Raw genomic sequence first — 14,952 nt, forward strand, 5'->3', positions numbered from 1 at the left:
AGGTTGCAGGACTAACATATGATATATCGTTGGGTAAAGGTCAGAAGATGTAAACTCAGGATTGAACATATCCCAATCAACTATTATAGGAGTAAAAAATAACATGGAATATAAAATAGACGATATTTCGGCACTTTTAAGTGGCGTTCAAGTAATAAGTGACAATGAAGATGGTGATGGTTGGTTTTTCTCTAAAGATTTAACTACGGATTACGTCCCAGCCAGGCTCGCGCTGAATGAAAATCTGACTGGGGATATTACTGGTGCGAGAGTAATTCTAATAAGTGCTCCCGGCGCTGTTGGTAAGTCAGTACTTGCGAGGGAGCTAAGCAATCGAACTGGTAGTATATACTTGGACTTATCAAAGGCTTCAAGCATTGCTGGAAATTATGTTATTGGTGGATTGGCAAATAAAGATATTTTGCCGGCATGGAATTCCGGGTCGGTTGGATTAATAATTGACTCTTTAGATGAAGCACGGCTAAGAGTAACTCAAGATTCATTTGAAGACTTTTTACTCGATGTCAGTAACGTTTCTAAGAAAAATAAAAACCCAATCATTATATTTGGTCGAGTTGGTATTATTGAGGAGGCATGGCTAATTTTAAGTGAGATTCACAATATAAATTGCCCTGTTTTCGATATTGACTTTTTCAATGAGCCTGAAGCTAGTGATTTCATCGGAAAAAACCTTGTGAGATTATCCGAAAGCCAAAGGGAAGAATACAAACATTTATCATCCTCTCTTAGTGTTCATTCACAAGTATATAAAAATTCAATTCGTGGCGTTGTAGATGAACTGAAGGAGATATCGGGCGCTGAATCCACTAGATTCTTCGGGTATGCACCGGTATTGGAAGCTGTATCAAAAGTTATTGGCACCATCAAAAATCCATCTAGAATTTTTGAAGAAATGAAAGATATTTTGAGCGGTGAAATGTTGTTGAGCATATGCAAAGCTGTCTTATTGCGAGAGCAGAGCAAACTAACTCAGCAATTGTCTGACAAGTTTGACTCGATAAAAGATGAACTTTATTCAACCGATGAGCAACTAAACCGACTTGCATGTCGCTTGTTTAACATTCCTACCATAGATAGCATGAGTATGCTAAGTGGTAATTTAATTGCTTTGTATAACGATGCGGTTGAAAGTATGTTACCTCAACATCCATTCTTAGATGGTACGGGGAGAAAGGTTGCTAGCTCTGTTTTTGAAGCATGCATTTTGTCCCATGCATTGATGAGCGAGAATATAAGCATTTCAAATGCGGCAAAGAACTATTGCTTACTAGGCGTGTCAACGCCTAACCCATTCCTATTTGATTTTTTCGTTGAGTCTAGGGAGGAGGACAGTAATTCAAAAGTTAACAGTGATTACATAGGTATTCTATTCGACTCCGCTCTGTCTAAGCTAAAAATTAATGAAAGCGCCACTTTGATAGTTAATGATAATGAAGACATGAGTCTTAATGTTGAATTTATTATTACTAATTCCAACAATGAAGACTCCAGAGAGATTGAGTTTACATCCGATGGATATAACTCAATAGTTCTAGGGGCTAAAGTAGGCAACGTTTTTATTAATACAGAATCTTCTGATGTCGAGTTCGCTTATAGCGAACAGCTTGAGCTTTTCTCACCTATTAGTATCTATTGTGACTGTCTTCGCATAAACAGTGAAAAATTAATTGTTAAGTCAGTAAAAAAAGATGAAGAAAACACAAGCGTTATTTTAGAAGCAAATCGATTCGAGAGTAAACAAATTATTAGTCCCCCATTAGTTCGCCCTGGTGCTGAACTTTATGTGAACTGGCCATCATCAGAGGGTTTTCCATGGTCTGCGTTTTCAAGCAAGATTGTAAATGCTAATTCCGACGAACGGGTTGCTGATGCGTTAAGAGTGTTTCGCCGAATCGTTATGGCGTTTAGGTCTCACAGTAAAGGCCGTTTGGCAAGGCTTCAAGATAAAGTTAATCATGCTCGTATGCTGCGAGGCGAGGACGGACGAATGCTTTTGTCTCAGCTTGTTGAAGATGGAGTGATAAGTCCTGAAAATCACATGTATTACCTTGAACCAAACCTCCTAGGAAGTGTTGTAGGCGCATCATTCTTACAGGTAAATACCAAAAACTATTCTGATGAGACGCTTCGATATGTGGCGCGTGCGATAAAGCACACTGCGTGAGACAAAACAACTTTATATTAGATAACAGCCCTCCGTGAGAGGGCTGCTTCTCATGGTAGGGCCTGTTTCGTTGACTTTATCCCAATACGCTACCATTGTTCGATATTAGCAACGTCCGTTTTTGGCACAAAGCCGACGCCAGAAAAACTATGCCGCATACGCGCAGGAGCATCACAGCGACCTCAGATCTCGAGCCTGAAAAACCTCAATGCGACAGATTAGCTCGTGACAAACGGGCATAAAAAAGCCCGCAAAAGCGGGCTCTCTCATCGCTCAGGAATCCAGGCTCCCTTACGTATCCTGTTTTTCTCCGTTTACAGTCTCACCCGGTTGCCGTCAGTGCATCCCTTTGGTCATCCCCTTCACAAAGTAGCGGTTCAGCAGCATGGCGATCAGCACAATCGGCAGTACCGAGAAATGTGACATTGCCCCCATCGTTCCCCACGAAACATCTTTGGTGCCGTAAGAGGAGAGGATCGCCACGGACAGAGGCTTACTCTCCGACCCGGTCAGGAATACCGGGCCGATAAAGTCGTTCCACGCCAGGATCAGGGTGAAAAGGGCGCTGGAAATAATCCCGGGGATCACCAGCGGAATGGCGACAAACACAAATGCGCCAACGCGGGAACGCCCGTCCAGCTGCGCCGCCTGTTCCGCCTCCACCGGCAGCGCTTTGAAGTAGGCGTACATCGTCCAGACCACAAACCCGGCGCTGAGGGTGGTATCGAAAATAATCACCGCCCACACGGTTCCCAGCAGGTCCACGCTGCGCATCATCAGATAGAAGGGCAGCAGGGTCACCACCCTCGGCATCATACGGATGGCTAACAGGCTAAAGGCGATAGCGTTGGCATAGCGCGTTTTGCTGCGCGCCAGGGCATAGCCGCAGGGCACCCCGAGCAGCAGCGCCATAACCGTTGTGCCCACGCCAATCATCAGGCTGTTAGCCAGCAGTCCCGGAATATTGAAGATAGCGAACAGGTCAGTAAAATTTTTCAGGATCGGCGTAAAGGTAAACGAAGGCGGGACGGAAAAAATATCCCGCACCGGCTTATATGCAGTGGTGAGGATCCAGACAATCGGATACAGAAACAGCAGAGCGATAATCCCGGTGACCATCGGGTTCACCAGATTCAGTTTACGCGTGTAGCGGCTCATCATGAGATCCTTTTCTCAAGCTTGCTCATGAAAATGCTGAATATCGCGGCGATAACGCCGACTAAAATCAGCATCACCGTCGAAATGGCGCTGGCGGCACCCATATTGAAAAACTCCAGTCCCTGTCGCACGGCCTGCAGCATCAGCACGTTGGTGGCATTGCCGGGGCCGCCGTTGGTGGAGACGTAAATCGTGTCAAACACCATCGACGCATCAATCAGGCGCAGTAACAGGGCCAGCAGAATGCTCGGCAGCATCACCGGGAAGATGATGGTGGTAAATTTTTGCAGGCGGCTGGCACCGTCAAGCTCGGCGGCTTCCAGATAATCGGCGGGAATGGTTTTTAATCCGGCCAGTAAAATCAGCGCCATCAGCGGCGTCCATTGCCAGGCATCGATAAATACGATGGCATTGAGTGCCGAGTCCGGGCTGCCGAGGAATCCGCGCTCGGCCGACCAGCCCGACAGCCGGGCAAAATAGCCAATCGGACCATAGTCCGGGTTGAACAGGGCTTTAAAAATCAGCCCGGCGGCCAGCGGCGTGACGCTGACCGGCACCAGCAGCAGCGCCAGAATGATTCGGTTCCAGCGGCTGTCTCGCCACAGCAGCAGCGCGATAATAAAGCCCAGAATAAATTCGACCACCACCGCTTTCAGCATAAACGTCAGCGTATTGACCAACGCGCTGCGGGTGTCCTCGTCCTGCCAGATCGCCAGATAATTCTCCCACCCGGCAAAGCCATTACGTTTCGGATGAACCAGCGAATAGTCATAAAAACTCAGCCCGATGCCTGCCAGCATCGGTAATACGGCAAAGAGTATCACCCAGACAATCAGCGGGGCGGCCAGCAATATCAGCAAAAGCTGCTGACGCTGGTGCGGAGTACGGTGGGCGAACAGTTTGGCTAACATAAGGCGATGACCCTGTGCGGTGAGGGGGAGCGTATCCCCCTTATTCAATCAAAAAAGCTTCACGGCTTTCTTCTGTGCTTTTTGCAGCTCTTCCGTCACGTCGCCTTTGCCAACCAGCACGTTGTTCACTGCCGTACCAATCAGGCTTTCCAGCTCCGGGTACTGCGGAATACGCGGGCGATAATCGCCATCCCCCTGGGCAAAGCTGCTGGCGATCACCGGCAGGAAGGGATATTTCTTCAGCAGGTCGGCATCGCTAAGGGTGCTTTGACGAATAAAGCCGCCGCCGCCGAGCATCGCCAGCTGTTTCTGCATCGGTTCACTGGTCAGCCATTTGATCACCTTCCAGGCGGCCTCCTGTTTCTCTTTGCTGATGTCGGCGTTGATGCTCAGGCCCCAGCCGCCGATGCCCACCCGTGGCTTTAGTCCAGCGCCGGACGGCGCGGCAATCACCGCATATTTGCCGACAATCGCCGAGCTTTGCGGGTCAGAATAGCCCGCCGCGCCCACCGACCAGGTTTGCATGGTTGCCGCATGGCCCTGGCGGAAGGACTCTTCCCGGCCTCCCCAGTCATAATCGACGGCGCCCGGCGGGGCCGCCTTGTCGAACAGTTCTTTATAGGCTTTCAGGCTGGCAATATTGGCCGCGCTGTCCAGCACCGGCTGCCCCTGCGCATCCAGCAGGGCTCCGCCCAGCTGTGCGTTGTATTGCATCCAGTCCTGGGCCGACGCAGGGCCTTTCTGACCGTTCGCCACCCAGCCATACTGGCCGCTGCTGCGGTCGGTCAGCGTGATGGCCTGCTGCTGCAGTTCCTCTACCGTTTTGGGCGCGGTTAAACCGGCTTTACTGTAGAGGTCGGTGCGGTAAACCAGCACGTTGGCATAGCCGGCAATGGGCCACGCAACCCGTTTATCCTGATATTTACCAATGGCGTTATAAACAGCGGGATAGATATCCGGAATAGCCAGCTGGGCTTTATCGCGCTCAACGAAGGGGGTGAGGTCCACCACCTGGCCGGATTCTGCATACTGGCCCGCCAGCACAATATCCATCGTCACCAGATCGTAGCTGCCGGTATTGCCGACAAAATCGGTGGTGGTTTTGGTCATCAGTTCGCCATAGCTCATGATATCCACGTTGAGTTTAACGCCGATGGCCTCCGGTGCCTGTGCGGCCACTTTGCTCAGCGCCACCGAGAAAGGATCGTTCATACTGGCTAAGGTGATGCTGACTTCCGCTGCGCTGCTGGCCTGGCTGATGCCGAGTAACATCAGCATGGCCAGACGGCTGGTCATGTTGCGGGTGAAGCGACGGCTGAACATAGTGAATACCCCTTGCTGCCCTGGCGGCAGAGTAATGAACCCCAAACGTTAATTAAGACGAACACCGCTTTCGCGGTCGAAAAGATGAATTTTGCTGCCCTCAATTTCCAGATGGACATTCGGGTCACGGATATCGCCACAGGTGGAATCGAAGGATAAAACCGCCACCTCGTCGACGGTGGAGTGATGAATTTTTGCCGCTCCCAGATACTCAGAAAAGCGAAAGCGGGCGGAAAAGGTCCGGGGCCCCGGCGCCAGATGCAGCTGCACGGCTTCGGCACGTAAACCGACATCCACACGGGTTCCGGCCGCCAGAAGCATCGGCTCAACCAGCGGGATCCGCGCCTGATTACTCAGCACCACCGCATCTCCCGTGGCGGTGATCTCCCCCTGAAGAAATGACATCGGCTGCCCGCCGACAAATTCCGCCACGTAGCGGGAGGCCGGTCGTTCATAAATATCCGACGGGGTGCCGACCTGCTCAATTTTGCCCGCGCGCATAACGATAATGCGGTCGGCCATGGTCATCGCTTCCACCTGGTCGTGCGTCACGAAAATAGCCGTAACCTTTAGCCGCTCCTGCAATTGCCGGATCTCCGCACGCATGATGACGCGCAGCCTGGCATCCAGGTTGGACAGCGGTTCATCAAACAGAAACAGCGCCGGTCGGCGAATAATCGCCCGCGCCATCGCCACGCGCTGACGCTGTCCGCCGGACAGATTGGCGGGTTTGCGGTCAAGATAAGGCAGCAGATCAACAATGCGGGCGGTTTCTTCCACTAAGCGGCGGCGCTCCGAGCGTGCTACACCGGCGATGCGCAGCGGATAGCCAATGTTGTCAGCCACGGACAGGTGGGGGTAGAGCGCATAGCTCTGAAAAACCATCGCGCAGTCGCGATTGCGCGGGGCCTGATGAGTGACCTCTTTGCCGTTAATGGTGATGGTGCCGCCCTGAATATCCTCCAGACCGGCAATGACCCGCAGTAACGTGGATTTGCCACACCCCGAAGGGCCGAGGATAACGATGAACTCGCCATTTTTAGCCTCAAAATCAATCGCGTGCAGAGCCGTAATCCCGGCATATTCTTTTCGGATCCCGCTCAAAGTCAGGCCGGGAGTCTGGTGACCCGCGGCGGGTAACGCTGGTTGCAACATGCTCACATGACGTCCTTCTTAACAAAGCGCTCTGCATATTCACAAAAACAAACGAATTATTAGAAAATACACACATAACAAACAAAATCAAACAAAAAACCACTACGGCTGCGACGATCTGTTTTCATGAAAATCCGGTCATAGAGATTTATTATTACGCAGATTTTTTGACGGCTGGGCTGTGGAATCACGCTGCCGGTGCCGGTGACGATTGGGGAATGAAATGAAGGACTGTTGAGGTTTTTAATTAACTAGCTGTTAATTATTAAATTATTATTACTCCGTTTCCGGTTTGGCGTGGGGGGATAAGCGGGCCTCTGCATGGCTTTCTTCATTTTCGTTTCGACCGTTGCCGGATTTTAGCCATATCAGATGATTATGATAAAACAACACAGGTGAACAATAAGGTGCCTGTTCAATCTTTTTTCGTCTTTTCCAAACATAAACAAACATGCTAGCTTGAATTTTTCGCGATAAAACGCGATCGGTGGCCGTCAGGATCTCTTCTGGACGCTGGGGAACGCGGCGGTGTAGCCGCAATGGGGAGTGTAAGAGGTGAGCAATCACAACCAGATTAGCGATGTGTTCAGTCAACCTTATCCCGCCGCGCCGCGGAATATCGGGCTGATCATCATCGATATGCAGCATGATTTCTGCGGTCCCACCGGCTGGGTCGCGCAGCTGGGCGAAAACCCGGCGAACACGGCCGCGATGATTGCCCCGATCCAACGATTGCTGCATGCCTGCCGTGCCGCTGGCGTAACGGTCATCCACACGCGTGAAGGGCATCTGCCCGATCTGTCGGATTTGCCCGCGAATAAACAGTGGCGCACCCGGCAGCATGGTCTGGGCATTGGGGACAGGGGGAAAACCGGGCGGGTGCTGGTCAGGGGGGAACCCGGATGGCAGATCGTCGAGGAACTGCGCCCGCTTGACGGTGAAATCGTGATTGATAAACCCGGCAAGTCCAGCTTCCACCGCACGGATTTGGATGCCCGGTTACGCCAGTTACAGATTAGCCATCTGCTGATCTGCGGGGTGACCTCGGACTGCTGCGTACAGGCAACGATGCGTGACGCCGCCGATCGGGACTTTCACTGCGCGCTGGTCGTGGACTGCACAGCCGCGGTGGAAACGCCAAACCACCAGGCCGCGCTGGCGATATTAGCCGCCGACGGCGGCCGCTGGGGAAAAAGTGTCACAGCCGAGCAGGCAATGTATGCCGTACAGGAGCTCAGATGACACACCCGATGATATTTGCTCAGGTCGCTTCTCAACCCTACCGGTTTCCGTTTGATGCCGACTTCACCGCCGGCAACACTGCGGTGCTGTGCCTCGGTATGCAGCCGCATTATATCGAACGGTGTGACGGGCAGGCGGTTGCTCAGCGGGCGCTGGCGCTGATCGATAGGCTCAGACTTCGGGGCATTGCTGACGTCTGGACTGAATCAGCCCACGGAGGGCCTCTGCTGGCGCGGTCCACGCCGGGGCAGACGATCCCGCTGGTGAAAGAGAATGCCTTTTTCAACACCGATCTGCACCAACGTCTGACCGATCGGGGGATCAGGAACCTGATTATCGTCGGTTTTTTTACCGATGAGCTGGTTCACTCCTCAACCCGGGCTGCGACCGATTGGGGGTTCGAATGCCTGACGATAGCCGAAGCCTGTCAGGCTTCACGGCCCGAATTTCATCTGCCGCAGCTGCGCATCACGCAGTTTGGTAATGGCTTATTCGGCACGGTAGCCAGCGCCGAGGCGCTGCTGACGGCTTTAGAGACCACAGGAGAAAATAATGAGTGCCGCTAATCGCGATTTGAGTTTGGATTTTCACACGTTACGCAACGGATACGCCGACGGATCGCTGACGCCGGTTCAGGTGATTACGCTGATCTACGACCGGATTGCCGATCGTGGCGACGATGCGGTCTGGACCTGCCTGGTTCCCCGAGAAGAGGCGCTGGCAAGAGCCAGAGAGATTGAACAACTGCCCCGGGGATCGTCGCCGCTGTGGGGGATCCCGTTCTCGGTCAAAGACTGTAATGACGTGATCGGCCTGCCCACGACCAATGGGCTGAAAGAGTCACTGTATATTGCCGAGTCGACCGGGCAGGCGATAAGCCGCCTGTTTGACGCCGGGGGCATACTGATTGGCAAGACCAACATGGACCAGTTCGGCATTGGGCTGGTGGGCATGCGATCGCCGTATGGTGCCTGCAGCTCGGTATTTAATGACGACTACATTTCGGGCGGATCCAGCTCTGGCTCGGGCGTTTCGGTGGGGGCCGGGTTAGCCAGTTTCTCAATTGCTAACGATGCGGCAGGCTCCGGGCGTGTCCCGGCGGCGTTTAACAATATCGTCGGCATTAAACCCACCCCGGGGCTGGTCAGCAATACCTGCGTCAGCGGCGGCGGATGCGTGAAGACGATTGAAACCGTCTCGGTGTTTGCGTTAACCGTTGAGGATGGCATGGATGTCCTGCAGTTGATTGCGGGCTACGATCCCAGCCATCCGTTCTCCCGCCCGGAAGCCGATGAGGTGCCGCTGGCGCTGAAGGCGGCTCCGGCCACCTTCACCTTTGGCGTGCCGGCGGGTGACGATCTGCGCTTTTTCGGTGACAAAGATGCCGAACGTTTGTTTGAACAGGCCGTTGAACGGCTGGAAGCCGCCGGAGGACGCAGGGTGGCGGTGGACTTCGCGCCCTTTGAAGAGGTGCAGAAGCTGCTGTATGAAGGGCCGTGGATTGCGGAGCGCGCCTTAACGCTGGACAGCGTGCTGGAGAAGTACCGTGACGCTATTCATCCCGTTACGCGCACTATTCTTGAAAAAAGCCATGATTTCTCGGCAAAAGACACCTTCGGGGCCATCCACCGCCTGGCCGAGCTGAAAGCGCAGACCCGGCCGTTGTTGAACAGTCTGGATGTCCTGCTGGTGCCGACCGTGCCCACCATTTATCGCAAAGACGAGATCGCCGCCGATCCGATCGTGTTAAATGCGCGGCTGGGGATCTATACCAATTTCGTTAATCTGATGGGATTGTGTGCGGTCGCGGTACCCAACGGGTTCCGTGATGACGGTCTGCCGTTAGGCGTTACCTTCCTCGCCCCCTCATTCCACGACGCGAAAGCCGCGGCGATTGCCGCTGCCTTCCACCGTACCCGCGAGTTGACGCTGGGTGCGACGGGCGCAGCGTACCCGAACTACCCGCAGTAATGGGTCAGGCGCGGGGAACTCCCCCGCGTCATCAACCCGTCAACCGCCGTGTGCCAGGCCGGTGAGCCGTCATTACGTGCAGCCTCAGGAGGCGATAAGCACCTGTACTTTCGCCAGTTCCAGCGCCGTGGCAAGCACGGCAGGGGGCTCGCAGTCGGTAATCAGCATATTGATATCCTGCAGTTGGGCGACGTGCACCAGCGACATATGCTGGAATTTGGCGGCGTCACACAGCAGCACTTTATAGCCCGACCGGCGGATCAGTACCCGCTTCATCTCCGACTCATCCAGTGCGCCATCATAAATGCCCTGGCTGGTCATCCCCGATGCGCTGATAAACGCAATATCAAACCAGAACTGCTGAAACTGTTCGATGGCGGAGGGACCCACGATCGCCATTTCATCATCCCGCATCACGCCGCCCGCCAGATAAACTTCCGGCGCCTGCGAATGGCGGCCCAGCGCATGTGCAACCCGCACGCTGTTGGTGAAGATTTTCAGCCGTTCATACTTCACCAGCTCCTCGGCCATAAACAGCGTGGTGGTACCAATATCCAGCGCGACGGTCTGGTAGCGCCCCGCGACCTCCGCCGCCTGCCGGGCGATACGCATTTTGCTGTCCCGGTTAAGCGACAGACGCGCGTCGAAGTGGGCCGGTACGGGATCCATAATCGGCTGGTTGCTCGTTTCCACCAGTACCGCGCCGCCGTGGACCCGGCTGAGTTTCCCTTCCGCTTCCAGTTCCGCGAGATCGCGACGAACCGTCATCTCTGACACCGCCAGTGCAGCGGAGATATCGGTCACCCCCGCCCGGCCATGTTCGACCAGCATGCTGAGAATGCGGTTTTTTCGCTCCTGAGGGAGGTAACGCGACTGGGTATCCGGCTTTTCTGACATAACAATGGCCACTCTGTTTACGGGTAATCGTGATCGTCGGGGTTCACGTGTGACGTGAACCTCAATTCTAAGGGGAAGTGACCGTTATTAAAACCTGATTTGTTAGGTTTTGTTCATTTCTTTGTGCGGGGTAAAGGGCCGTAGACGAGAGTGCAGCGTGCAGGGCCTCGCTGCACGCAATCCGTACTTAAAACCATGAAAGCAGCTGAGTCAGGGTGTTCACTTTTGTGACCCCGGCGGTCGGCACGTCTGCGTTACCGCAAAAGGCGACATGCAGACCGGCTGCCCGCGCGGACGCTACCCCTGTCGGGCTGTCCTCGACCGCCAGCACCGCATCAGCGGGCAGACCTAATGCCTCTACCGCCCGGCGGTACGGTTCCGGGTCCGGCTTACCGTTCTGAACATCATCCAGCGTGATAATCACCGCGATCAGATCCAGCACGCCCAGCGCGCGCAGGCTGGCCTCCACCACCGCGCGGGATGAGTTGGAGACGCAGGCCTGTTTGATGCCACCGGCGGCCAGCTGCCGCAGCGTGTGCGGGCAGCCTGGCATCGCCTGTATCTCCCCGCTGTGGGCGTGATAGTACGTTTCAATCGCCTGAAGCCAGGTTTCTTTGTGCAGATCCGCAGGCAGTTCGGCGCGCAGCGCCTGCCAGACATCGTGGATGTGCACGCCGCAGAAACGCGCCTCCGGGATCTGGCTGAGGTCCAAACCGTATTGCGCGCAGGCCCACAGCAGCGCCCGGTGATGCAGGGGCTCGCTGTCCACCAGGGTGCCATCCACATCCCATGCAATCGCCTGAAAAGTCATGCTTCCTCCGTTAGCGTCAGCGGGCGGCAGGCGTCATAAAGCTGCCTGAAGCGGCGATATCCCCGTTGGTAAACCTCCTCATTGACGGCCTGTGGCTCGATGATGTCGCCCACCGTGACCCAGGCGCTGGCACCGTGCCAGTCGCTGGACACCCCCACGCCCATGGCGGCGGTCCAGGCGGCGCCCAGGCAGGAGCCGGGATGCCCGACAAGTCGGGTGAGGGGCGCCTGCAGCACATCGGCAACAATCTGCATCCACAGCCCGCTGGCGGATCCGCCGTCGGAGACGATATAGCGGGCGATCGGATAACCGATGTCGCGCAGCGTTTCAATATGATGGCGGATGGCATAGGCATAGGCCTCCAGCAGCGCGCGCCACATGTGGCCGGTGTCGTGCGTCAGCGTCAGGCCGAACAGCACACCGCGCGCGGCAGGATCGTGCAGCGGCGTTTTCTCCCCCAGCAGATACGGCAGGAAGATCAGGCCGTCGCTGCCGGCGGGTCGGGACCCCGCCAGGGCATCAAGATACTGATGGATGTTCAGCCCCTGTTCCCTGGCGGCCGACTGATGTTGCCCGGCAAACTGCTGAACGAACCAGTTCAGGCCGGATCCGCCGGTCGACATACAGCCGTTCGGCATATAGCACCCGGGCACCAGGTGGTAATCCAGATACAGGCGCGGATCGGGGGTGACACTTTCGGTAACGGTCAGGATATCCACCGAGCCGCCAAATTTCAGCAGCACATCGCCCGGGGAGGTCACGCCCGCGCCCAGCGCCGAGGCAATAAAGTCCGCCGCGCCGCCAATCACCGGGGTCCCTTCGCTCAGCCCTGTCCACGCGGCCGCATCGGCCGTTACCGTGCCGATAACCTGGTGTGACGTGGCCAGCGGCGGCACCGCATGCGGCGGCAGATGGGCAAACGCAATCAGGTCGTCATCCAGCCGGTTGCGGCTGACGTCGATAAAACCGGCTTCCAGCGCCCAGTTCTGTTCAATGTTTTTCTGACCGGTGAGCTGCCAGTTGATGTAGTCATACGAACCAAAAACCGTGTCGATACGGCGGTAGATCTCCGGTTCGTGGCGTTCAATCCAGCGGATTTTCGCGCCCACCAGCTGCTGATTAATGCCGTTACCGGCGCGCTGTAAAAAGTCGTCGCTGTCGCGCTCGGCACGCATCTCCAGCACCTGCGCGCCGCTGCGCCCGTCACTTTGCTGAATGCTCGGGCGCAGCAGCCGGTCCTCTTTATCCAGCAGCACCACCGCTGGCAGCATCCCGGTGACGCCAATACCGGCAATGTCGCTGGCCGCAATCCCGCTGTCGGCCAGCAGCTGCCGGCAGATTTCCCCGACGTTACGCCACCACTCGTCCGGCGACTCTTCCGTCCAGCCGCTGTGTGGGGCGCTCAGGGTCACCGCCCGGGAGGCCATTGCCAGCACCCTGTCGGGCAGGCCGATAAGGATCCCGATTGTTGAGGTCGTGCCAATATCAATCCCTAACAGATAGTGCATCCTGTCCTCCCATACTGTTGGCGGTTATTAGCGCAGTGTTTCAACCACGTCCATAAAGCGCTTAACGCGGTCGGCATCCACCTCATTCCAGGTATGTCCGTCAACCTTGAAGTGGGTGCCGATCACCACGCCGCTGGCAATGCTAAGGATATCGGTGACGTTATCGATATTAGTACCGGTATTGGCGAACACCGGCACGCCCTCCACGGCTTCACAGACTTTACGCAGGTTGGAGTGCTCCGCCGGTTCGCCGGTGATCGGCCCGGACACCAGAATGGCGTCGGCGAGGGAAGAGAAAATGGCACTGCGCGCGCGCAGCTCAATCGGACGGGCATCCAGCGAGTGGGCAAACTCAGCGTTGATATTAAACAGCAGTTTCATATCTTCGCGCCCCAGGTTACGGCGCAGGCGTGCGGCGCTGGCGCAGTCCGGTTCCCAGATCCCCATATCCGACGCAAAAACGCCGGTAAAAATCTCCCGCACGAACTGCGCGCCGGTGGCCGCCCCAATCGCCACGCTGGCGCTGGGATCCCAGAGGTAGTTAACCCCGAACGGCACCTTCAGCAGCGGTTTTACCGCCTGAATCACCGCCGACATCGCCGAAACCCCTTCCAGCGAGGCTTTAAACACGTAGGGGCGATCGTTCTCATTACCGAACATAATCGCATCCACGCCGCCGTCCTGAAGCTTTTCAACATCGGCGATCACGCCGTCAATCAGCTTGTTGAGGCCGCCTTTGGCGTCATACAGCGGGGCGCCGGGCAGGGCACCAATGTGTGCCATGGCGATAACGGCTTTCTTTTTATTCTGCAGAAAATCAAAAATCATACATCACTCCGGTGTTGGCTGAGATATCAGGGTTAGGAAAGCGACTGCGCCTCACCCGCAAGCGGCGGGGCGATAATCACGTCAATGTTGGCCGCAGCGAGCACGGCTGACAGCGCAGGCGCGGGCGCCTGCTCGGTAATCAGCATGTCGATGTGTTCGAGTTTTGCGAGATGAACCAGTGATTTGCGCTGAAACTTGCTGGAGTCGCACAGCACCACCTTCAGGCTGGAACGCGCGAGATACAGTCGCTTCAGACCGGCATCCTCAAACGAGTAGTCATAAATGCCGTCTGCCGTCAGGCCCGACACGCCGAGAAACGTCACGTCGAACCATAAATCACTGAACTGCCGGAGGGCTGACGATCCCCCGATCGCCATTTCATCGGGGCGCATCCGCCCTCCGGCGAGATAGATTTCAGCCTTGGCGGGCGACAGGTCATGGGCCACCCGCAGGCTGTTGGTAAAAAGCTTCAGGTGCGGGCAGTCGCTCAGTCCCCGCGCCGCCAGAAACGTGGTGCTGCCCACGTCCAGCGCCACCGTGCGAAAGCGCTTGCCCAGTTCGGCCGCCGCCGCCGCGATACGCAGCTTGGCGGTGTGATGCTGCAACAGTCGCGACTCAAAACGGGGTTCGAGACGATCGATCATCACCGGTTCCCCGGTGGTCGATAAGGTTGCGCCGCCGTAAGTGCGGCAGATGCTGCCGTTCTGCGCCATCTCTGTCAGGTCACGACGAATGGTCATTTCTGACACCGCCAGCAAGGCGGCCAGTTCGGCGACGGAAATCTCCTGCCGACGGGCCAGCAGTTGCAGCATTTCGCTTTGCCGCAGCGCAGAGGAACGACGTGAACGCGTCACCTCTTTACGTTCATTTTCTGCAGGACCTGCCGGGGTATGCGCCATCGCCTGACTCCGAACATTGAAATTAACAATATCAAACATACAAAACAAAATTTGTGATCGCAAT

At 55.6% G+C, this 14,952-nt stretch carries 13 protein-coding genes; 4 read left to right on the forward strand and 9 right to left on the reverse strand.

Annotated features, from left to right (window positions below; translation table 11 throughout):
- The first annotated feature begins 103 nt into the window (after positions 1-103).
- A complete protein-coding gene (locus tag EC836_RS10510; RefSeq protein ID WP_123332780.1) occupies positions 104-2,185 on the forward strand; it encodes a hypothetical protein in 2,082 nt (693 codons plus the stop codon).
- A 336-nt stretch (positions 2,186-2,521) separates the two neighbouring features.
- On the opposite strand, the gene EC836_RS10515 is transcribed toward EC836_RS10510, so the two are convergent.
- From EC836_RS10515 to EC836_RS10530, 4 genes are read right to left on the reverse strand one after another with little or no spacing between them, the layout of a single operon-like run.
- Positions 2,522-3,343: a carbohydrate ABC transporter permease gene (locus EC836_RS10515; RefSeq protein WP_123332782.1), complete on the reverse strand. Its 822-nt coding sequence runs from the start codon at positions 3,341-3,343 to the stop codon at positions 2,522-2,524.
- The gene (locus EC836_RS10520) at positions 3,343-4,254 is read right to left on the reverse strand and encodes a carbohydrate ABC transporter permease (RefSeq protein ID WP_123332784.1); all 912 of its coding nucleotides are present in this window, start codon (positions 4,252-4,254) and stop codon (positions 3,343-3,345) included. Before EC836_RS10520 ends, EC836_RS10515 begins: the two co-directional genes overlap by 1 nt.
- A 48-nt stretch (positions 4,255-4,302) precedes the next feature.
- Complete coding sequence (locus EC836_RS10525) at positions 4,303-5,577, reverse strand: extracellular solute-binding protein (RefSeq protein ID WP_123332786.1); 1,275 nt, start codon at positions 5,575-5,577, stop codon at positions 4,303-4,305.
- 48 nt (positions 5,578-5,625) lie between these two features.
- On the reverse strand, positions 5,626-6,732 hold the full coding sequence (locus tag EC836_RS10530; RefSeq protein WP_123332788.1) for an ABC transporter ATP-binding protein: 1,107 nt from the start codon (positions 6,730-6,732) through the stop codon (positions 5,626-5,628).
- A gap of 555 nt (positions 6,733-7,287) precedes the next feature.
- Here EC836_RS10530 and EC836_RS10535 point away from each other — a divergent pair.
- From EC836_RS10535 to EC836_RS10545, 3 genes are read left to right on the forward strand one after another with little or no spacing between them, the layout of a single operon-like run.
- Positions 7,288-7,974 carry a cysteine hydrolase family protein gene (locus EC836_RS10535; protein ID WP_233599227.1) on the forward strand — a complete coding sequence of 229 codons (687 nt, stop codon included), beginning with the start codon at positions 7,288-7,290 and terminating at the stop codon, positions 7,972-7,974.
- A complete protein-coding gene (locus EC836_RS10540; RefSeq protein ID WP_123332790.1) occupies positions 7,971-8,540 on the forward strand; it encodes a cysteine hydrolase family protein in 570 nt (189 codons plus the stop codon). Before EC836_RS10535 ends, EC836_RS10540 begins: the two co-directional genes overlap by 4 nt.
- Positions 8,527-9,945, forward strand: coding sequence for an allophanate hydrolase (locus EC836_RS10545; protein WP_123332792.1), 1,419 nt, complete (start codon positions 8,527-8,529; stop codon positions 9,943-9,945). The genes EC836_RS10540 and EC836_RS10545 overlap by 14 nt, the downstream gene beginning before the upstream one ends.
- Positions 9,946-10,029: 84 nt before the next feature.
- Here EC836_RS10545 and EC836_RS10550 read toward each other — a convergent pair whose 3' ends face one another.
- The 5 genes from EC836_RS10550 to EC836_RS10570 all read right to left on the reverse strand — a co-directional run bounded on the left by EC836_RS10550 (position 10,030) and on the right by EC836_RS10570 (position 14,888).
- Positions 10,030-10,842, reverse strand: a complete 813-nt coding sequence (locus EC836_RS10550; protein WP_123332794.1) for a DeoR/GlpR family DNA-binding transcription regulator — start codon at positions 10,840-10,842, stop codon at positions 10,030-10,032.
- A gap of 187 nt (positions 10,843-11,029) precedes the next feature.
- A complete protein-coding gene (locus EC836_RS10555) occupies positions 11,030-11,653 on the reverse strand; it encodes an HAD family phosphatase (RefSeq protein WP_123332796.1) in 624 nt (207 codons plus the stop codon).
- On the reverse strand, positions 11,650-13,161 hold the full coding sequence (locus EC836_RS10560; RefSeq protein WP_123332799.1) for an FGGY-family carbohydrate kinase: 1,512 nt from the start codon (positions 13,159-13,161) through the stop codon (positions 11,650-11,652). The genes EC836_RS10555 and EC836_RS10560 overlap by 4 nt, the downstream gene beginning before the upstream one ends.
- Before the next feature lie 27 nt (positions 13,162-13,188).
- The gene (locus EC836_RS10565) at positions 13,189-13,989 is read right to left on the reverse strand and encodes a BtpA/SgcQ family protein (RefSeq protein WP_123332801.1); all 801 of its coding nucleotides are present in this window, start codon (positions 13,987-13,989) and stop codon (positions 13,189-13,191) included.
- Positions 13,990-14,021: 32 nt separating this feature from the next.
- Entirely contained in the window at positions 14,022-14,888 is an 867-nt protein-coding gene (locus EC836_RS10570; protein ID WP_123332803.1) for a DeoR/GlpR family DNA-binding transcription regulator, read from the reverse strand.
- Positions 14,889-14,952: the final 64 nt, after the last annotated feature.

Origin of the sequence: Erwinia sp. JUb26 (genome assembly GCF_003751505.1) — a bacterium.
Lineage (GTDB): Bacteria > Pseudomonadota > Gammaproteobacteria > Enterobacterales > Enterobacteriaceae > Erwinia.

Coding starts and splice junctions, on each gene's coding strand:
- EC836_RS10545 (WP_123332792.1), top strand. CDS start 8,527: ATGAGTGCCGCTAATCGCGATTTGAGTTTGGATTTTCACACGTTACGC.
- EC836_RS10560 (WP_123332799.1), bottom strand. CDS start 13,161: ATGCACTATCTGTTAGGGATTGATATTGGCACGACCTCAACAATCGGG.
- EC836_RS10555 (WP_123332796.1), bottom strand. CDS start 11,653: ATGACTTTTCAGGCGATTGCATGGGATGTGGATGGCACCCTGGTGGAC.
- EC836_RS10525 (WP_123332786.1), bottom strand. CDS start 5,577: ATGTTCAGCCGTCGCTTCACCCGCAACATGACCAGCCGTCTGGCCATG.
- EC836_RS10565 (WP_123332801.1), bottom strand. CDS start 13,989: ATGATTTTTGATTTTCTGCAGAATAAAAAGAAAGCCGTTATCGCCATG.
- EC836_RS10520 (WP_123332784.1), bottom strand. CDS start 4,254: ATGTTAGCCAAACTGTTCGCCCACCGTACTCCGCACCAGCGTCAGCAG.
- EC836_RS10515 (WP_123332782.1), bottom strand. CDS start 3,343: ATGAGCCGCTACACGCGTAAACTGAATCTGGTGAACCCGATGGTCACC.
- EC836_RS10570 (WP_123332803.1), bottom strand. CDS start 14,888: ATGGCGCATACCCCGGCAGGTCCTGCAGAAAATGAACGTAAAGAGGTG.
- EC836_RS10510 (WP_123332780.1), top strand. CDS start 104: ATGGAATATAAAATAGACGATATTTCGGCACTTTTAAGTGGCGTTCAA.
- EC836_RS10530 (WP_123332788.1), bottom strand. CDS start 6,732: ATGTTGCAACCAGCGTTACCCGCCGCGGGTCACCAGACTCCCGGCCTG.
- EC836_RS10540 (WP_123332790.1), top strand. CDS start 7,971: ATGACACACCCGATGATATTTGCTCAGGTCGCTTCTCAACCCTACCGG.
- EC836_RS10550 (WP_123332794.1), bottom strand. CDS start 10,842: ATGTCAGAAAAGCCGGATACCCAGTCGCGTTACCTCCCTCAGGAGCGA.